The sequence below is a fragment of the Streptomyces sp. NPDC019890 genome, from assembly GCF_044903445.1.
In the GTDB taxonomy this organism is placed as follows: domain Bacteria; phylum Actinomycetota; class Actinomycetes; order Streptomycetales; family Streptomycetaceae; genus Streptomyces.
The window spans coordinates 787,868-806,278 of sequence record NZ_JBJDQK010000001.1 but is presented as its reverse complement, the minus strand read 5'-3'; the positions used below and the strand labels follow the sequence as shown (position 1 = coordinate 806,278).

General features: G+C 66.9%; 21 protein-coding genes. 10 read left to right on the top strand and 11 right to left on the bottom strand.

The genetic code is table 11. From position 1 onward, the window contains the following. Positions 1 to 184: 184 nt before the first annotated feature. Both ACI2LP_RS03565 and ACI2LP_RS03560 read left to right on the top strand, forming a co-directional pair. Positions 185 to 1,714: a hypothetical protein gene (locus ACI2LP_RS03565; protein WP_404722874.1), complete on the top strand. Its 1,530-nt coding sequence runs from the start codon at positions 185 to 187 to the stop codon at positions 1,712 to 1,714. Beyond that, a complete protein-coding gene (locus ACI2LP_RS03560) occupies positions 1,656 to 2,357 on the top strand; it encodes a 2'-5' RNA ligase family protein (protein WP_404722873.1) in 702 nt (233 codons plus the stop codon). Before ACI2LP_RS03565 ends, ACI2LP_RS03560 begins: the two co-directional genes overlap by 59 nt. 60 nt (positions 2,358 to 2,417) lie before the next feature. On the opposite strand, the gene ACI2LP_RS03555 is transcribed toward ACI2LP_RS03560, so the two are convergent. From ACI2LP_RS03555 to ACI2LP_RS03525, 7 genes are all read right to left on the bottom strand, one after another. Then, positions 2,418 to 2,804, bottom strand: coding sequence for a helix-turn-helix transcriptional regulator (locus tag ACI2LP_RS03555; protein ID WP_404723047.1), 387 nt, complete (start codon positions 2,802 to 2,804; stop codon positions 2,418 to 2,420). 66 nt (positions 2,805 to 2,870) lie between these two features. Further along, on the bottom strand, positions 2,871 to 4,100 hold the full coding sequence (locus ACI2LP_RS03550) for a cytochrome P450 (RefSeq protein ID WP_404722872.1): 1,230 nt from the start codon (positions 4,098 to 4,100) through the stop codon (positions 2,871 to 2,873). After that, positions 4,004 to 5,317, bottom strand: a complete 1,314-nt coding sequence (locus ACI2LP_RS03545) for a cytochrome P450 (protein ID WP_404722871.1) — start codon at positions 5,315 to 5,317, stop codon at positions 4,004 to 4,006. Before ACI2LP_RS03545 ends, ACI2LP_RS03550 begins: the two co-directional genes overlap by 97 nt. Beyond that, entirely contained in the window at positions 5,314 to 5,889 is a 576-nt protein-coding gene (locus ACI2LP_RS03540; RefSeq protein ID WP_404722870.1) for a GTP-binding protein, read from the bottom strand. The genes ACI2LP_RS03545 and ACI2LP_RS03540 overlap by 4 nt, the downstream gene beginning before the upstream one ends. A 4-nt stretch (positions 5,890 to 5,893) precedes the next feature. After that, positions 5,894 to 6,250, bottom strand: a complete 357-nt coding sequence (locus ACI2LP_RS03535; protein WP_404722869.1) for a DUF742 domain-containing protein — start codon at positions 6,248 to 6,250, stop codon at positions 5,894 to 5,896. Continuing rightward, complete coding sequence (locus ACI2LP_RS03530; RefSeq protein ID WP_404722868.1) at positions 6,247 to 6,672, bottom strand: roadblock/LC7 domain-containing protein; 426 nt, start codon at positions 6,670 to 6,672, stop codon at positions 6,247 to 6,249. The genes ACI2LP_RS03535 and ACI2LP_RS03530 overlap by 4 nt, the downstream gene beginning before the upstream one ends. Further along, positions 6,669 to 7,559: a hypothetical protein gene (locus ACI2LP_RS03525; protein WP_404722867.1), complete on the bottom strand. Its 891-nt coding sequence runs from the start codon at positions 7,557 to 7,559 to the stop codon at positions 6,669 to 6,671. Before ACI2LP_RS03525 ends, ACI2LP_RS03530 begins: the two co-directional genes overlap by 4 nt. Between ACI2LP_RS03525 and ACI2LP_RS03520 the strand changes: the two genes are divergently transcribed. Continuing rightward, positions 7,551 to 8,018: a hypothetical protein gene (locus ACI2LP_RS03520; RefSeq protein WP_404722866.1), complete on the top strand. Its 468-nt coding sequence runs from the start codon at positions 7,551 to 7,553 to the stop codon at positions 8,016 to 8,018. The genes ACI2LP_RS03525 and ACI2LP_RS03520 overlap by 9 nt on opposite strands. Before the next feature lie 84 nt (positions 8,019 to 8,102). Here the strand turns inward: ACI2LP_RS03520 and ACI2LP_RS03515 are convergent, their stop codons facing one another. Next, positions 8,103 to 8,297 carry a hypothetical protein gene (locus ACI2LP_RS03515; protein WP_404722865.1) on the bottom strand — a complete coding sequence of 65 codons (195 nt, stop codon included), beginning with the start codon at positions 8,295 to 8,297 and terminating at the stop codon, positions 8,103 to 8,105. After that, entirely contained in the window at positions 8,287 to 8,676 is a 390-nt protein-coding gene (locus ACI2LP_RS03510) for a hypothetical protein (protein WP_404722864.1), read from the bottom strand. The genes ACI2LP_RS03515 and ACI2LP_RS03510 overlap by 11 nt, the downstream gene beginning before the upstream one ends. Before the next feature lie 527 nt (positions 8,677 to 9,203). Here ACI2LP_RS03510 and ACI2LP_RS03505 point away from each other — a divergent pair. The 4 genes from ACI2LP_RS03505 (at position 9,204) to ACI2LP_RS03490 (ending at position 12,651) form a co-directional block, all read left to right on the top strand. Then, positions 9,204 to 10,664 (top strand): helix-turn-helix domain-containing protein, encoded by a 1,461-nt coding sequence (locus tag ACI2LP_RS03505; protein WP_404722863.1) that lies wholly within the window; start codon positions 9,204 to 9,206, stop codon positions 10,662 to 10,664. Positions 10,665 to 10,669: 5 nt separating this feature from the next. After that, positions 10,670 to 11,545, top strand: a complete 876-nt coding sequence (locus tag ACI2LP_RS03500) for a phosphotransferase (protein WP_404722862.1) — start codon at positions 10,670 to 10,672, stop codon at positions 11,543 to 11,545. A 7-nt stretch (positions 11,546 to 11,552) separates the two neighbouring features. Beyond that, entirely contained in the window at positions 11,553 to 12,320 is a 768-nt protein-coding gene (locus tag ACI2LP_RS03495) for an HAD family hydrolase (protein ID WP_404722861.1), read from the top strand. Between the two features lie 88 nt (positions 12,321 to 12,408). Beyond that, complete coding sequence (locus ACI2LP_RS03490) at positions 12,409 to 12,651, top strand: hypothetical protein (RefSeq protein WP_404722860.1); 243 nt, start codon at positions 12,409 to 12,411, stop codon at positions 12,649 to 12,651. A 47-nt stretch (positions 12,652 to 12,698) separates the two neighbouring features. Here the strand turns inward: ACI2LP_RS03490 and ACI2LP_RS03485 are convergent, their stop codons facing one another. Then, positions 12,699 to 13,250 (bottom strand): GNAT family N-acetyltransferase, encoded by a 552-nt coding sequence (locus ACI2LP_RS03485; protein ID WP_404722859.1) that lies wholly within the window; start codon positions 13,248 to 13,250, stop codon positions 12,699 to 12,701. 24 nt (positions 13,251 to 13,274) lie between these two features. After that, positions 13,275 to 14,438, bottom strand: a complete 1,164-nt coding sequence (locus tag ACI2LP_RS03480) for a hypothetical protein (RefSeq protein ID WP_404722858.1) — start codon at positions 14,436 to 14,438, stop codon at positions 13,275 to 13,277. 136 nt (positions 14,439 to 14,574) lie between these two features. Here ACI2LP_RS03480 and ACI2LP_RS03475 point away from each other — a divergent pair, with 136 nt between their 5' ends. The 3 genes from ACI2LP_RS03475 to ACI2LP_RS03465 all read left to right on the top strand — a co-directional run bounded on the left by ACI2LP_RS03475 (position 14,575) and on the right by ACI2LP_RS03465 (position 18,385). After that, positions 14,575 to 15,117, top strand: a complete 543-nt coding sequence (locus tag ACI2LP_RS03475; protein WP_404722857.1) for a flavoprotein — start codon at positions 14,575 to 14,577, stop codon at positions 15,115 to 15,117. Positions 15,118 to 15,800: 683 nt separating this feature from the next. After that, positions 15,801 to 16,994, top strand: a complete 1,194-nt coding sequence (locus tag ACI2LP_RS03470; protein WP_404722856.1) for a cytochrome P450 — start codon at positions 15,801 to 15,803, stop codon at positions 16,992 to 16,994. Continuing rightward, on the top strand, positions 16,991 to 18,385 hold the full coding sequence (locus tag ACI2LP_RS03465) for a hypothetical protein (RefSeq protein ID WP_404722855.1): 1,395 nt from the start codon (positions 16,991 to 16,993) through the stop codon (positions 18,383 to 18,385). The genes ACI2LP_RS03470 and ACI2LP_RS03465 overlap by 4 nt, the downstream gene beginning before the upstream one ends. Positions 18,386 to 18,411 lie beyond the last annotated feature (26 nt).

Sequence of the window (18,411 nt, the reverse complement as noted above, 5' to 3'; positions counted from 1 at the left end):
CGATCTCTTGAAGAGGCGGTCGCCCTCACGTTGCGAGTGGTCCGAGGGTTGCGCGTTCTCGTTGGCGGGGAGTCAAGGATGTGACGGAAAGCCCGCGTTGGCACATTCGCCTGGTGATATCACTGAGGTGATTGCGCCCGATGAAGATCCCAGACCAGGATCTCGGCCCTGGTGGGAGGCGGCAGTGGCACACGAGGACGATCGTCGGTGCACCCGGTGCGGCAACCCCCTGAGCCGGTACAACACCGACGCGCGATGCGCCGCGTGTTCCCGAGCTGCGGGCTACGAGCCGGCAGCGTCGCTGAGCTTGCCGGATCACGTGTGGCAGAACCCGGCCATTGCCGCGGCTCTGGCTGACTGGGACTTCGGCGCAGCGTTCCGTCTGATCCGCCAGGATGCGTCACTCCGCCAGGAAGACATGTCGGTGATTACCGGCCTGAGTCAGTCGTTCCTGTCAACGCTCGAATCCGGGACACGACGACTGCTCAACATTGACAAGATCATCCCCGTCCTTGAGCGACTGGGTGTCCCCCCGCATGCGGCACCACTCCCCGTCCCGGGATCCGCTGCCCAGAATCAACTCCGGGCTTCCGGCCCGCAGCCCGCGCTGATCCCCACTCCCGCGTGGGAAAGCCCGCTCGACATCGCGAAGAGGCTGAACGCGACCACGTCGTCCAACATCGATCCCGCGACCGTTGCGGTCCTGGAGCAAGGCGTGAGGGACCTCGTCGACCGTTATGAGGCCGAAGGGCCGCACCGCCTCGCTCCCGAAGCCGTCGATCTACGAACGTTCATCCAGGACCGGCTTGAGGGTCGGCAGCCACCTCGCCAGCGCGAAGCTCTGTTCCGGCTGGCAGCTCAAGCCTCAGGGCTGCTCGGCTACATGGCCGTCAATGCCGGCCGTGAAGCCGTGGCGGAGGCGTACTGCAGGGAAGCAGAGGAACTGGCGAAGGAGATCGCAGACCTTGAGATGATCATGTGGATCCACGGCACGCGATCACTCAATGCCTACTACGCAGGCGACTATGACCAGGCCGTCCAGTGGGCGGACACGGGCCTCGGGATCGACCCCAACCACCCGCAAGCCATCAGGCTCCAGGCCAACGGGCGCGCGCGGGCCTTGGGCAAGCTCGGCGACTGCCCCGGCGCGGAACGCGCGATCGCAGCCGCGGAGGAACTGAGCAGTCACCTTCTGGTCCCTGCCGGGCTGACCTCGTGTATCTCCTTCGAGCCGTACAGCATGGCCCGCACGCTGGCGAATGCGGCGACCGTCCATGTCGCGCTCGCCAACGCGCCACAGGTTCTCGCATACGCCGATCAGATCGACGAACTCGTCGAGCAGTCCGACTCCGCCTGGAGCCAGGCCCTGGTCCGCCTGGACGTCGCCACCGCTCTCCTGGCCGGCCCGCGCCCGGACGTCGAGCACGCCATGGTTCTCGGCCGTCAGGTCCTCGAAGCCGGTGGTGGCCCGCCCATCCGCTCTGTGGTCCAACGCGCCGGTGAGCTCCACGCCGGAGCCGGAAGATGGCAGGACCTGCCGGCCGTCCGGGAGTACGGCGACGCCCTGCGTTCCTGGCAGTCCGCCCCGCACACGAGGGACCTGGCGAAGTCTGCCAAAATGACACGCCCGACGGAGCAGACGAGAGGGGCAGCGGATGCAGCTCGCAACCGACCCGGGCGCATTTCCTCCCACCCCTCCACCCAGCACCACTGACGCGTCGGTGATCGCGGCGCATGACTGGGCTGCCTTTGACGCCGTCGAGGAGATGAAAGACCACTGGGACCGGCCCGGCTGGACGGCCGCGACCCGCGCCTACTACTGGATGCTCACCTTCCCCGACGCGGCCCCGCTTATCGACCACGCAGGCCAGTGCCAGAAAGAGCTCCGCCACCTCGGCTTCGACGACATCGACGCGGATGGCCTTCACTTGACGCTGGGACGCATCGGCCGTGTCGACGAGATCGACTCCGGGCAGATGGACCGCCTGGTCGCCGAAGCGGAGGAACGCAGCCCTGAGAAGTTCACCCTCCGGGCGGTGCCGCTCACGGCATCCCGTGGCGCGATCCGCTACAGCATTGCGCCCTGGACACCCGTCATTGAGTTGCACACGGCGCTCGCCGAAGCCGGTGCCGCCTCCGGCTTGCCGCCGCGCAAGCCGACATCAGTTCTTCGCCCGCACCTGGGTATCGCCTACTGCAACCGCTCGATGCCCGCCGACATCGTGCGCGATGCCGTACAGCCTCTCCGGGAGTTGGATGCGGTGGACGCGCCCGTGCAGAAGGTTCGGCTAGTCGAACTGCGTCGTGACGGGCGGTCCTACCGCTGGCAGGTCATCCACTCACTGGAGCTGCGATGAGCACTCCCGATGCCATGTCGACGAGCGATTGGTCGACTACCCCGTAGCGCCAGCCCAGCGTCACCAGGTGGGGGTCGTTGGCAGCGTCCACTCGTCGCCGAAGGATCTTGATCTGCTCACGAGCGGTACGCCGAGAGAGCCGGCCCACGTCGGCCACCTGCTGAACGGATGCCCCGGAGGCGATGAGCCGCCATGTCTGAAGCTCGATGTCGGTGAACTCGCCGTCGAAGGTATCCCGCTCAGGCCGAGGAATCTGCTCAGTGAGGTAGGCGGCGGGACGAGGGCGGCGCGTCCGCTCACGCCGAGCTTCCGACTGATGCTGGTCAGCTGCACGCTGACGGTGCCGGAAGTGATGAGCAGCTCACTGGCAGTCTGATCAGTGTTCTTACCCAGGGCGATCTTGGAGAGAACTCGGAGCTGGGCAGGGGTGAGCCGTAGGGGCGTCACGCGGGGTTGTGCAGGCACCGACTTCAGGCATCCCTTCTCTTCGGGCGTACGGGACGGACAGGCACGTCAGGCTGCCGTCCGAAAACGGACGGGCAGGTTGAGCAGGCCGTCGGCGATGAAGGATTGGACGGGCTGCAGGCCGCTGGCTGGCGTGGCGAGGGCCAGGTCGGGAAAGCGGTCGAAGAGCGCCGGGAGGGCAGTGCTGGCTTCGAGGCGAGCGAGGGGTGCGCCGAGGCAGCGGTGGACGCCGTGGCCGAACGCGAGGTGTTCGGGTGCCGGTCGGGTGATGTCGAATTGGTCGGCGGCAGGGCCATGCTGTTCCGGGTCGCGGCCGGCAGCTCCGTACGTGGCGAGGATGGCGTCTCCCTTGCGGATCGTGGGCCCGCCGGAAATGTGGATGTCGTCGACGGCGTAGCGCAGGGGGAGGTTGGGAACGCTCGGCGCCCAGCGGAGCGTCTCCTCGATGACGTCACTCCATGTGGCGCCGCCAGTGCGTACGAGGTGGAGCTGCTCGGGATGGGTGAGCAGGGCGTGGACGGCGTTCCCGATGAGGTTCACGGTGGTTTCGTGGCCGGCGGCGATGATCAGGAGCAGAGTGTCGAGAAGTTCCTCCTCGCTCAGTTGCGAGCCGTCGTCGTCGTGGCTGGCGACCAGGATGCTGGTCATGTCGTCGCCGGGCTCCTTGCGCTTGAGGGCCACCAGCTCGGTGAGGGCGGCGTGGACTGCGAGGCGGGTGGCAACTGCCTTCTCGGGGGTGATGGTGGTGTCGAAGATGCGATTGATGAGGCGGGCCATGCCGGGGCGGGACTCGTCGGGCAGGCCGTAGAGGTCGCAGATGACCTGCATCGGCAGCGGATGCGCGTACGCGGCCAGCAGGTCCACGCTGTCGCCGTGGGGGAGGTCGGCCATGGCGTCCAGAAGCGTGTGCGTGATGCGCTCGACGCGGGGTGTCATCGCGTCGGTGCGGCGCGCGGTGAAGGCGGGTGCGATGAGCTTGCGCAGTCGGCGGTGGTCGGTGCCGTAGGCGGTGAACATGTTGGTGACGCCGACCCAGTTGCTGATCCAGCTGCCGTGGTGTTCGCCGTTGATCCAGGCGGGCCAGTGCTGGTTGGGGTCTTTGGACACTCGGTCGTCGGTCAAGAGTGCTTTGAGAAGTACGTGGCTGGTGATGTACCAGGCGGGTATGTCGCCGGGCAGGGTTACGCGGGCTGCGGGGCCGACGGCGCGGAGTTGTTCGGCTTCGGCGTAGATGTTGCTGCCGGCGGGGTCGAGGGCGAAGGGCTGCTGCTGGTCCACGGGGTGACTCCTGCCTGGTCGGGAGTGATCGGGGTGAAGCGGGCGGGAAGGTGGGCGAGTGCGCGGTGGAACGGGCCGGGCCGCCAGCTCAGCTGATCGCGGCGCACGGTGAGCTCGAGGTCGCACAGATGGCTGGTGAGCCGTTCGATTGCGGCCGTCGCGATCAGCAGGGCGGGATGCTTGACCGGGCAGGCGTGCGGGCCGGCGGCCCAAGCGAGGTTCGCGCCGCCGTCCGTCCGGACCGAGTCCGCGGGGAGTCCGTCGGGGGTGGTGTTCGCTGCGTGGTAGGAGACAAGGACCAGTTGGTTGGCGTGGATCCAGGTGCCGTGGAAGCGTACGTTGCGGCGCGGGAAGTGCGCCGAGTAGTTCGCCATGGGTGGCTCGTTACGCAGCACGTCGTTGATGGCGTCCCGGGCGGTGAGGGCTCCGCCGGACAGGGTGCTGTAGTAGTCCGGGTTGGACAGCATCCGGGACAGCGAGTTGGAGATCAGGTTCGTGGTCGGCTCATGCCCGGCAGCCATCGTGAGCACGACCTGGTGGATGACTTCTTCCAGACTGAGCCCGGCGGGGTGATCCATGAACCATGAGGTCAAGTCGTGGCCGCGCTGCCCCTGTTTGAGGGAGACCAGTTCCATCACGTAGTGCTCGAAGTCCGCGTCGGCGTTGTTGGCTTTCTCGGAGCCGGTCGATTCGAATATGCCGGCTAGTGCAGCGACGAGGCGCGGGCTGTAGTGGTCGGGCATCCCGAACAAGGCGTTGAACAGCACCAAGGGCAGCGGGCGCGCGTACTGGGTGACGAGATCTGTCTCGCCGGTCGCGGCGAACTCGCGGATGAGCAGGTCGGCGGCGTGGGCGACCTGCTGGCGCAGGTGGTGGGGTTCGATGAGGGAGAAGCTGTCGGTGATGACGGACCGGTAGCGGGCGTGGGCGTCGCCGTCGTTGAACAGCGCGTTGGGGCGCCACTTCATCATGGGCAGGACCGGGCTGTCCTCAGGGAGAGTTGCCTGCCAGAGACGGGGGTCCTTAGCCCAGGTGTCGGGGTCCTGGAGGAGGTCGAGGGCGGCCCGGTGGTCGGTGACGAGGTAGGCGCTCACGCCGGGAGAGATCTCGACGGGCGCGATTGGCCCGTATTGGCGAAGCCTGGCGTAGACGGCGTGCGGGTCCGAGGCATAGTCCGGTCCGTACAGCGGAACCGGATCCGGCATGTAGTGGGTCATGAGGCGGTGTCCAGGGCGGAGTGGGCGATCAGGTGAGAGACGAGCGCGATCAGCGCGTCGATGGACGAGGTCGCATCGCGGGCGTCGCACGTGACCAGCGGGGTCTGCGGTGAGAGGTCGAGGTGCTCTCGCAGTACTTCCGTCGGGTGAGCAGGCGCGTCGGGGAAGACGTTGACCGCGATCGCGTAGCGCAGCCCGCGTTCCTCGATCATGTCGATGACTTCGAAGGAGTCGCCCAGGCGCCGTGTGTCGACCAGGACCAGAGCGCCGAGGGCCCCACGGGAGATGTCCTCCCACAGCGGTTTGAAGCGTCGCTGTCCCGGTGTGCCGAACAGGTAGAGGACAAGGTCGCCGGGCAGCGTGCGCCGGCCGAAGTCGATGGCGACGGTCGTGGTGTCCTTGGTCCCGACGCCCGCCAGGTCATCGAAGAGGGCACCGGCCTGCGTCATGGTCTCTTCGGTGTGCAGCGGCACGGTCTCGGACAGAGCGTCGATCATGGTGGTCTTGCCGACCCCGAACGCTCCGGCGACCAGGATCTTCACCAGCGTCTGGTCGGTGCTGGCCAGGTACATGGCGTTATCGGATGGCGCGGAGTCCACTGACTACCCTCTCCAAGAGCTCACGATCAGGCTGTTGTGCCACGGTGATAGGAGCGCGGGCACTCAGATGCCCGGCATCGACGAGTTCGGCCACCAGGACACGGACCACGCTCACCGGCAGGCCCAAGTACGCCGCGGCCTCGGCCAGCGACAGCGGCCCGCCGTGGACAAGCTCAGCCAGCCGGTGCTGCGCCGGCTCCAGCCCCTCCGGCATACGCCCAACGGCCGTGCTGAGAAGGGTGAGCCCGTCCAGGGTGTTGCGAGTCGGCTGGGCACGGCCCGTGGTCGCCAGGTAGGGCGGCACCATCCGCCTGCTGTCGCGCCGGACAGTCATGCCGGAGTGCCGGTGTCCCGGGCGTCGGAGGGCATGACCTTGTCCCCCAAGGTCTTGACCTGGATCTGCATGAGATGCGCGACGACCCCCATGTCGACGTCCCGCGTCGCGTACACGGCCATGACGGTGTTCGAGGCCGCCGGGGTGGCGAAGACGTATCCGGAATCGGCGTCGACAACGATCTGCTGGAGCCGGGTTGCCTCGTTGCCGGAGAAGAGGATGGCCAGCGTGCGGGCGGCACCCTGGAGCGCGGACATCATGGCTGCGGCGCCCTCGCCGGCCTCGGTGCTGAGGTTCGGGGAGGCGCCCCGCACGATGCCGTCCGAGGTGAGCACCACGGCGTGCTTCACACCTGGCAGGACCAGGAGCGGATCCAGTGCCCAGGACACGTCCTTGCCCGCGGCACGGTGAAAAACAGTCATCGAGAGGTCCCTTCATGGTGGTCGGTGCGGGCAACGGCGCGGCCCGACTCAGTGCCCTTCTGGAAGGCGCTCCAGGCTGCCGCGGTCTCCTCCGGGCTGTGGACCTGCTCCGCCCGCGCACCAGCAGCCTCTGCACTGGCGGGCTGGGGCTGGCGTCGGCGTCGGCGCGGCAGCTCGCCGGGGTCCACCTCGACCGCCGGGTGGGGAGCCGGGACGGAAGCGGCCGCGAGGGGCGGCGGTGTGGCCTGGCGGTGCATCGGGGCCATCACCGACATGGGATGGGCCTGGTCATCCAGGACTGTCAGCAGGTGTCCCGGGATGAAGACGACGGCGCGGACTCCGCCGTACGGTGCGGGCTTGTCGATCGATACGCCGAAGCCGTACTGCCGCACCAGGCGGCCGATGGCGGCGAATCCTGACCGCGGCGGATCGCCGAGTTCGGTCAGCAGAATCGTCCGCTGCCCCGACAACAGACGAGCAGCGAACTCCACTTCATCCGCGTGCATCCCCACGCCAGCGTCGTCGATGACGATGCAGGCCCCCGCCTCCACCTGGTGGAGGCTCACGTCGATGGCCAGGGTGCCGTGCGTGTGGTGCACGGCGTTCGCCAGTAGCTCGGCGACGGCGATGGCGACAGGTTCGACTGCCCGTGCCACCACGCCGACAGGCACGTCCAGTTTGCTCGTGACCTTGACGCGGTGATAGCCGCGGATGCGGGACTGCGCGCCGACGACGACATCGCCAAGGTGAGAGTCGGCGCGCGTCAGCCCCGGCCACGCCCCGCACAACACCCCAGTCGCCTGAATACGGCGCAGGTTCTGCTCGTTGAGGTGATCCAGTTCCAGGAGATCACCCGCGATTTCCGGGGCCTCGTAGCGATGCTGCATCTGGTCGATCTTGGACTGCAGCTGGTAGCTCTGAGCCTGGATGACAGTCGTTGCACCACGCATCACAGCCTGCGCAGCCTCATCCACACGCTGCCGCTCGGCGGCCACGGCCTTCGCCAGATGATCCAGGGCTCCACGATGCAGCTGATCGATCTCGGACCCGGCGAATGCGGGGTGAAGGAGGCCGGGAACAGGGACGTGCCGGTGCGCGAGATGGGTGGCCAGGGCCGGAAGCCGGACGGTGACCAGATGCTGCGTCTCCTCCTCCAGAGCCTGCCGCCGAGCATTCAAGTGCTCCTGGTTCTGGACGGAGTCATCCCGCTCGGTCCGCAGACTCGTCACCAGGCGGCGGGCACGGAAGAGAAGCCGGGCAGCGACAAGAGCAGCGGAGGCTGCACCCGCGGCCAAGACTTCGGGAAACGCCTCCGGTATCTGCGTCATCAAAAAGGTCCTCAGTAGACGGGGAGAGGGGTGGAAGGCCGCCGGGGGCAGGGCGGACGGAGCGGGGGTGGATCCGTGCACGTCCCGCGCCCGGCGGCCGGTCTAGAAGTTGATCCCGCCGATCATTCGGGCCACGCTCGTCGTGGCCTCGGAGATCGTCGGCGCGATCGAGGAACTGGCCAGGTAGAAGCCCAGAAGGATGGAGACGACCGCATGCCCGGCTTTGAGCCCGCCCTTCCGGATGAGCAGGAAGACGGCGATGGCCAGCAGCACGACGGCGGAGATGCTAACGGCCACGGGGTACCCCCCAGCCGCCGTCGGGCCGCGAGCGAGCCAGCGTGATGCGGTGCAGGAGTTCGGTGCTGTCCGTATAGGGGCGCACGGCTTCTTGAGGGATCAGCCAGATGCGAAAGCATGCGGAGCGAGTTGGCCCAAGGTCGATGGCGGCGCAGGACAACGTGCCTGGCCGGCAGAGCGTTTGCGGCGCATGCCAGCGATCGACGGTGCCCGGCTCCACCGGAATATGCATGAGCAGGTGTGACACGCAGACGAGAACAGGCCCCACGGCGCGGGCCTGCCCGCGGACTTCTTCCAGGGCCCGCAGGCCGACACGCATGCCGGTCTGGACCACATCGATGGGCGAACCAAGCAAAGGCGGAGGAGTTGGCTGCTCCACCAGTTGCACCTTCCAAGGCAGCTCAGTCTGCAGAGCGGACGACAACGTTGACTCCGGTAAGAGAGGGCAGATGAGAGCCCCCGACGCTCGCTGCTGCCGAACCGTGTGGGGGAAGGCATGTCGGGGCTGATCGTGCTGCTGGATGAGCGTGGTCTCACACTGCCGATGAGGAGCAAGCACCCCGATCTCCCGTGCGTTTCGACGTACCTTCGCTGATCCCACGACCGCAAGAGGACTCGGCCGAGGCTGATGAAGGACAACACTGGTCGGTGCAATGCGTTTGCGCACATTCCAGGAGTGATATCGCTGAGGCGATTTCCCTTGTCGAGAGCTGTGTTGAACCCTCTAGCCCTGAGCATTTCCGTGGCCAAGCGGCAACCTGCACATGAGGGACTACCCAGGTCACGGACCAATCGACGGGGCTGGTGCTGCATGCACTGACCTCTGATGGCGGCCATATCACGGGAGTAATTCTCTTGCCGTGAAGCCGCTCGTAAGCTGGCGGGCGATGGGACCTGGGAATAGCGATGTCAGATCGAGTTCGCACATGCCGCGGCTGCAGATGCCGACTGAGCCAGTACAACCGTGATGATCTGTGCGGACCCTGCTCTCGCAGGGCGCCCTCAGTGCAGGACTCGCCGCGAGTACCGTCATGGGTATGGCTGGACGTGCCTGTCCAAATCGCCTTGGAAGAACGAGATTACGGGCGGGCGTGCAAGCTGATCCGAAAGCACTCAGGGCTACGTCAAGTGGACATGGCCGGGCTCGCAGGAACGAGTCAGGGCTTTCTGTCCATGCTCGAGTCCGGAAACCGAAGACTAACCAGCATCGAAAGAGTCACCCGGTTTCTCGACGGCCTTGGAGTGCCGGCGGAGCTCCGTACCGCAACGGGACGCCAGCCCTCCCAATTGGCCACCCCGACACTTCTGACGCCGCCCACGACCGCAGCCGCCACAGCCGAAGGCACGCTGAACCCCACCGAACTACGCGCACTGGCATCCCAAGCAGCCGCACAGTCACTCCAGTTCGCTGAGCGCGTCGGACCGAGCAACGTCACCGGCGACGACATTGAAGATTTGGCTTACGAACTTGCCAGAATCGCCACGGACTATGTCCACGCACCCCTACAACCGCTGTTCAGCGACCTCCTCGCCGCCAGGAACGGGGCCTTCAGCCTCCTCGACGGGCGCCAGGACCCTGGTCAGACCCGCGACCTCTTCCTGCTCGCGGGAACCAGTTGCTTGCTGCTGGCCCACGCCTCACAGAACCTCGGCGACGAGCGATCCGCGATGGCGCAGATCCGAACCGCTTGGACCTGCGCCCAGAAGGCCGACCACAGCGGACTGCGCGCCTGGGCGAAGGGCACCGCAGCACTGATCGCAGAGTGGTCCCCTCGCAAGCAGGCTGCCTTGAACTACACCCAACAAGCCCTGGGATACGCCCCCGCCGGCGAGTCCCGCATCCGGATAGCCGCCATCGAGGCCCGAGGCGCAGCACGCATCGGCGACAGAGAGAGGGCCTTGGCTGCACTCACAGATCTTCAGAGGGCCAGAGACCAGCAGTCCGGGCCAGGTGGCCTCGGCCAGTTCGGCGGACTGCTCACCTTCCCCCTGGCCAAGCAGGAGTACTACATCGGCGGGACGTACGCTCTCCTCGGTGAGCATGCGCAAGCAGAGGAGCATGCAACGGCTGCCATCGCGCTCTACGAGGGCGGAGCCAAGGAAGACCGCTCCTACGGCGACGAAGCTCTTGCGCGCCTGGACATCACCACTGCACGCCTCGCAGTCGGAGAAGTAGAGGGGGCCGGCGAGCAACTCCAACAGATTCTCCAGATGCCCCCCAACCTGCGCATCCAACAGATCGACAGCGCCATGAAGGGCGTCGGCGACCTCCTGAAACAGCCCCGCCTCGCAGGAAGCCGCCTGGCGCGTGAGCTCGCAGACGCCACCCGCGACTACCAGGCGATCGACCCGACAACGAAAGCCTAACTGCCATGACGAAACCGGCCTCCGAGGAGACCGCAGCCCGCCAAGCCTGTCGGCTAACCGGTCTTCCGGACCAGCCCTTGACCCACCTCCACCAGCACGCCACCTCCGTGTTCCTCCTGCCCACGGAGGGCATCGTCGTCCGCGTCAGCTCCGCCTCCCAGATACATCAACTCAACACAGCAGTGACCCTGACCCGCTGGCTGGCATCACATAGCTATCCAGCGACGGAACCCGTCGACGTGCCTCAGCCCGTCCCCTGTGGCCAGCACGTCGTGACCTTCTGGACCCACTACCCGCAGCCAGACCGCAGCCCACCGCCGGCAGGCCCCCTGGGCGGACTGCTCCGAAGGCTGCATGACCTGCCGCCCCCACCCCTCGAACTGCCCGAGTACCAGCCGCTTGCTTCCCTCCAGAAGACATTGACGGAAAGCACCGGCCTGCGTGAAGACCACAGAGACTGGCTGATGGCGCGGGGACACGAGCTCCTCGCCGCCTACGAACAGCTCGACTTCCCGCTGGGTAAGGGACTGCTTCACGGCGACGCCTACCCGGGCAACACCCTGTGGGACGGCCCTGGGGCTCGCCTCGGCGACTGGGACGAGGCAGCACGAGGTCCACGCGAGATCGACTTGGCCAACACGTTCCAAGGGGTCCGATTCGGACGCACCGACGGGGAACTGGACGACTTCAGCCTCCAGTACGGCTTCGACATCCGGCAGTGGACTGGCCTGTCAGTCCTGTGCAGGATCCGTGACCTGCACACCCTCGGCTCCTACATTCGGCGAGCGGACCGAGGTGACACCGCCGCCGCCGAGCAGCTGACCTACCGCCTTGAGACGCTCAGAAGAGACGACGACCGGGCCCAATGGGCCGCAGCCTGATCACGCAATGCCGAATGCGCTGATGCGGTCGAACGACGGGATAAATATGCCGGATTCCCTGCCAGTCCTTGTGCTCTGGGACATTGATCGCACGTTGCTGTACGTCGGTGACATCGACCGGCAGGTGTACCGCGAGATCTTCGCCGAAGTCGTCGGCCGACCGGTGGAACGCCTACCGCCACGCGGAACAGGGGTGACGATGCCACTCGCAATCCGAGGACTACTCCTGGACAACGGCGTGCCGGAATCGAAAATCCCGGAACTCCTATCGCTGATGGTCAAGTTGCTCCCGAAGCGCCTCGCCGGCCACTCGCAGGCTCTCCGACGCGAAGGCGTCCTCATGCCCGGCGCGGCTGCCGCCCTGAGCGCCGTCCACGACCACCCCGGCCTGGTTCCGACCGTCGTCACGGGGAATCTCCGCCCCAACGCTCTGCTGAAGCTCGACGCCTTTGGCCTCAGCCGATTCGTAGATACAGAGATCGGCGGATACGCCTCCGACAACGACCATCGGCCCTCACTCGTCGCCATCGCCCAGAAGCGCGCTCAGGCCAAGCACGACATCTCCTTTACCCGAGCCAACACCGTGATCATCGGTGACTCCCTCGAAGATGTCCGTACCGGACTCGAAGGCGGCGCCCCGGTCCTTGGCGTGCCCTCGGGCAAGACCTCCACACAGGACCTCAAGGAGGCAGGGGCTGATGTTGTTCTCGACAGTCTGGAAGACCTACAGCATCTGATGGACGCGATCGCTTCCGTTACGTCCCCGCACAGTTGATTCCAACCCGGAGGAATAAGGCCATGTTAGACCCCATACGCCGCAGTTCGTCAGCCAATGTGTACCAAAGGCCGCACCCTCACAACGGATGATGCCGCAGCGGGCAAGCGAACCTGCGGGGATCGCTATCGGCCTCCTGCTTGTGGGCGGCGGGGCGCTGCTTCTCGACTCGCTGTTCGGAGTGTGGGTTGCGTTCAGCATCGTTGCTGTCCTAGCCGGTGCGGCAGCTGGCGGCGCGACGGTGCAGCGTCGGCGAGCTGTGCGCCTCGAACATGAACAGCGCGAGTGGCGGCGCATCCTGTGGGAGGAGTGGCGCTACCGGGAGGAATGAAGGTCGGCAGTGGGCTTGCCGGTCTGCAGGAGCCGGCACGCGCAGCATCACAACGCTGCGCGCCACTCTTCCTCGACGATTCCGTAGGTCACAGAGTCCCGCCATGCGCCATGCACGAATACGTGCTGCCTGATGCGGCCTTCCTCCACGAAGCCAGCGCGCAGCAGGGTCTTTTCAGACACCGTGTTCGCCGGAGACCGTGCAGCCCAAACTCGGTGAAGATCCAGTTGGCTGAAGGCGATCGCCAGAACAGCCCGCACCGTCTCTACACCCCCGCCCTGGCCCCACACATCCGGACGCAGCGCAAACCCCAGCGTGGCAGCTCGCTGCTGATGGGGGTCCATGGCGAGACGGGCGAAGCCGATTAGATCACCAGTCTCCCGGGAGGCCACAGCAAGCGAGTACTCCGTGCGTGGTTCAGCACTGGCTGCCACCATTGCTCCCCGGACGAGAGCCGCAACCTGCTCGCGGGTTCGGGGCTCGAATGACAAGTGCCGGGTTGCCTCTGGATCACCGTAGATCGCCAAGACGCCATCAACGTCCTCCGCGGTGAGCTCTCGGAGAGACAGACGCGGGGTGGAGTGCTGGACCGGGTACATGGCTGGGGACTCTACTCGGCGCTCCTATCGCGGCAGTGAGGGAGTGGGCGTCGAACTGAACACCTCAATCTCGGTACGGAGGTCTTTGGAGAGCCGGGCGGTGCGGGTCTCTGGACCGGAAAGAGCGTCCTGTACGCGACGGGCGCTGACGATGATGCCGTGATTGCGTTGTGCGGGTGGGAGATCGAGTACGGGGCGGATGGCCTCGGCAGCACCTCCGAGTTCGCCGCTCCCTATGCGGCTCAGTGCCAGGTTGGTGCGGGCACCGGCCTCATCGCCAAAGGCCCACTCGTCCTGTGACGCGGTTTCGTAGGCGCGTACCGCTTCCTCTGCATTCCGTTCAACTTGGGCTGAATGCTGCCCCAGGAGCACCTCTGCTTCGGCGACGTAGTACGGGTGGCGGGGATTGGGGAAGGTGAGGATTCCACCGATGCTGTCGAGGTCGTCTTGCACAGCACTCTCGCGCCTGTCTCCGGCACGGGATATCGCGTCATTGGCTGCGTCGCGGTCGCCGAGGAGAGCGTGGGCGCGGGCGTCGAGACACGCGAGCCAGGTGCTGGTGCTCCCGGTTACTTGTGCGGCCTCACGAGTACCGAGTGTCGCGTAGCGGACGGCGTCCTCGGGGCGACCAGCCCAGTAGGAGATGAGGGACTGAAGGCCGCGCACCCAAGCCCGCATGGGATGGTGATCGGCTTGGTCGGCGCAGATGTAGGCGGTCCGAGCTTGAGTCATCGCTGAGCGAGGATCACCAAGATCATGACTGGCTTTGGACAGCATCCCGGCAGCCATTGCCGCTTGGAGGTAGAGGTCTCGGGCCTGTGTGGGCTTGGCCTTGCCGCTCTCCAGGAGACGGTGCGCGAGGTCCTGCACCTCGATGAGATCCCCGAGGAGGGAGTGGAGTGGAACACGCGGGTAGTCCGCTGCGATACGGGCAATCTCACCTTGAATGTGGGCCAGAGACTCCTGTCCGAGACTGTTCCCTTCGGCCATCACAGCGAACCGGAGTGCACGATCTGCCGCCATTGCGACCTGCCTTCCCATGTCGTCCGAATCCGCGTAACGATTACGAGGATCGGTTAGCAGTACACGGGCCGGCATCTGATCCGCGACGCGGGCGAGGGCGGGCGGATCCGGTTCGACCGGAGGCTTCCACTCGGCAAGTAGCTCGGCGATAGGACGCCTGAACATGTGCTCCAGGACCCGGCTCTGATCCGGCTGGGGCTGCCCCTTCAACTCTCCGCCCCACCAGCGTTCCACAGTCCGCTTCGAAGCGGACAGCCCCCGTAGGCGCGTATCCCGATCGCGATCCGCAAGCTCGTTGGCGGTGCTGGGCGTCGTGGGCTCGGGCGCCGGCGGAATCGAGGAGTTGCGTACGGGACTCGTGGTTCCCGCCCTCGAATGCGGCTGGACCGTCGCGGTCACGCTCACGCCGACAGCGGGTGAGTGGCTTCGTTCCAGCGGAGAGGCTGCCAGGATCGAGAAGTTGACGGGTCTGCCCGTACGCACCGAATCGCGTCTCCCCGGCGACTCACGGCCGCACCCCCCAGTGGATTGCTATGTCGTCGCCCCCGCGAGCGCCAACACCGTCGCCAAGCTGGCTATGGGCATCTCAGACAACCAGGCGTTGACACAGGCCAACGAGGCTATCGGGACACCGGATCTGCCGGTTGTCATCTGGCCGCGGGTGAACGCCGCGCACGCCCGCCACCCCGCGTGGGAGGGACACATCAAGGCCCTTCGCGATGCGGGGACGCGGTTGATCTACGGAGACCAGGTGTGGCCGCTCGCCGAGCCGCGGGCTGGAATGCCGGGCCGCCGGTATCCGTGGGAAGCCGTACTGGATGAGGCCGGGAAGACCAGCTTCTGACGAACCAATCAACAACCTTTAGAACAAGACAAATTGGACCCGGACAGACTGTCCGGGTCCTTCGCTTTGGCTGGAGCCAGTCTGAGGGCATCACCGACCAACGGAGGCTACGGGATGCCCGATCAGGGGTTATGCGCGGCGCTCCCTCGACACGAGTCCGGGACGCGCCGTCTCACAAACATCGACAAGATCATCATTCGCTTGAGGGACTGGACACGCCTGTTGAGCTAACGGGACCGATGTTGCGCCCCTTGGCCGCAGACCCAGACGACGACTAAAGGCAGGCGGAACAACGCAGGTCAAACTCCAGGCCGTCGGGTATCACCCGCGTGATATCACCGCTGAGATGTGCCCTTCCGGTGATTCCAGAGCACCCTCATGGACGGGCCGACGCGCCAACGGGTGCCGACACGTCAGCCGCGGGTCACTTGTTCCGGGCGCAATGGCACACATCGTTTCGGCAGAGCTATGAGGCGTCTGCGTTGGGTGCGCGCCGCCCCATCCAAGGGGCGGGCCGCCCGGGGACTGTCCCCCCGGGCCCATTGCACCGGCGCCATCCGGCATACACGGGGAAGGAGGACGGCCATGTCGTACGACCACTGATCCCCAGCGTCGGGCCGGGGTTGGCACCGACTGGCCCCGGCCCGCTCTGGACACTCCGCCCTGATTCGCAAGGAGAGCCCATGCCACCCACGATCCCCATGCTCACGTATGACCCGCTGGATCCGGCAACGCTCGCCGACCCCCACCCGGTACTTGCCGCACTGCGGGAGGCCACCCCGGTCTTCTGGCACGAGGGCATGCGCACCTGGGTCCTGACGCGACATGCGGACTGCGTCGCGGTGCTGCGTGACTACGCCCTGTTCGCCCGAGACCGGCGGCGTATGGGTGCTGAGGTGCCCGAGCTGTCCTTGAGCGTGCAGTCGCTGGATCCGCCTCACCAGGCGCCGGTGCGCTCGCTGTTCATGACGGCGCTGCACGCCCAGGACCTCACCGCCATCGAGCTTCGGGCTCGCGCTCTGCTGGCTGCCCGCTTCGGTCGGCTCACTGGCGGCGGTGAGTTCGATGTGATGGCCGAAGTAGCCGCGCCGCTGTCGATCGCGGTTATCTCGGACCTGCTCGGCGTTGACGAACCTGACCACAGCTCCTTCGCCCAGGTGTCGGACGCGATCATGCGGAGCATGGACGGCGGCCTCGACTCGTCCGTTGTCGAGCCTGGTCGGATCGCCCGGCAGGAGCTGAGCGCGCTGGTGGAGTCGTGGTTCCGTACCAGCGGCCGACCGGGACTGTTATCGCACGTCCGCGAGCACGCCCGCCAGGGCACCGGTGCCGGCCTCGACCTGTTCGTGCGCAACACCGCCCGGGTGATGTTCCAGGGCGGCTACAGCACCATGGTTGCTGCCATCGGCAACGCCGTGCACACCCTGCTGCACAACCCACACGCCCTTCAGCAGATGCGCGATCAGGACCTGCTACGCACAGGCGTCGACGAACTCGTTCGCTACGACGGGCCGGTGCAAGGCACGAGCCGGATCGCAACTGAGACCTGCGAGATCGGCGGCGTCACCGTGACGGAGGGCGAGACCGTGACAGTCCTGTTCGCCGCCGCCAACCACGACCCGGCCCAGTTCCCCGACCCCGGCCGGCTGCTGCCAGGCCGCTCGCCGAACCGGCACCTCGGCTACGGCTGGGGCACCCACGCATGCATCGGCACCATGCCCGCCCAAATGGCCCTGCGCGCCCTGGTGGCCAGCCTGCTGGAGCATCCGGCACCCCTGAACGCGGCCGCAGAGCCCCGGCGTCGCCGCACCGCGACCATGCGCGCCTTCGACGTCCTGCCCGCCGTCTTCCGCCCCGAGCTGGGAGTACACCGTTGAGGATCCTGATCGCTAACCACATCGACCCCGCCATCCGCGACCGCGGCGACCTGCGGGCCTGGACACAGCGCGTGCTGTGGTTTGCTGACGAAGGCGACGTGGTCGTGCTGTGCGATGAGCCCGACCGGCAGTTCCTCGCCTACGCGTCCTCCTACACGGGCGTGGATCCGGCCAGCCTGCACCTTCTGGTTCCGTCGGCCGGCTGCCACGGCGGACGCCTACTGGACCCTGAGAGCCTCACCAGTGACCAGTTCGTCCGTACAGTCCGTGACGCACTCGGCGAGGGCGGGCTCGACGCCGTGGAGGAGGTCTTCGCTCTGTGGCCGTCGGCGCACGTGGCCCGCTTCGCCGCCGCGCTGGGCATCGCGGACCGTTTCCCAGGGGCCAGTTTCTTCGCGCAGGACGGCGGGGAGTTGGGCAACAACAAGGCGACGTTCCGGGCGCTCGCGGCCGGAGCCGGTGTACCCATCCCCGCTGGCGCCGTTGCCCGCAGCGAGCGCGAGGCCATCGAAGCCACCACCGCCCTGCTGGACGAGGCCGACGCGGTCATGGTCAAGCAGGCCCACAACGGGGCTGGCGTGGGCAACCAGCTCCTGGTGAGCGACGCCTCCCTCACATCTGACCACGTCGGCGCCCGCCACCTGCACCACCTCGACGGGGGCAGGGGGACGATCGAGGCGTACTGGAAGGAACGCTGGGACTGGGCCTCCGCCTCCGGCCGGTTCCCGGTCGTCATCGAGGAGTTCGTCCCTGACGCGGTGTCGGTGTACTCCGAGCACTACGCCGCCGACGACGCAACGCGTCCGACGGAGATGGGCACTCTGTTGTACGTCGGGCGGCGCCTGAGCCACCAGATCGTGCCGCTGCGCGGAGTGGACGACACGGTCCGCGCGCAGCTCCTTCACGGCGGGACGCGGCTGGCCGAGGCCTACCGCTCGCTCGGATACCGCGGCCACCTGAGCGCGGACGCGATCGCCCCGCGGGACGGGCGGCTGGTGTTCACCGAGGTCAACGCCCAGGTATCCGGCTCGCTGCACATCTACCAGGTCATCGCCCACCGCATCGTCGACACCGCAGCCGCGCCCGAGCGGTCGGTGGTGGAGTACCACATCCCCCCGACCTGGGCCGTCCCCGACTTCGGCGCCTTCCTCTCGGCCGCCGATGAGCTCGGCTGCGGCTACGACCCCGCCACCCGCACCGGCGTGATCGTCTCCATGCCGGTCATCCCCCTCGAACCCGGACGCGCCCAGTTCGTGTTCTGCCTCGCCTATGCCGCCGACGCCGAACGCCAAGCGGTGTGGGACGCGCTCGACAAGCACTTCGCGGCCGTCCCCGCGGACACGTACGCCGCGAGCGACCACGTGGGCGTACCGGCCCAGCACGCCCGCTGACCCCGGACCTGGAGAGGGAATCTGTG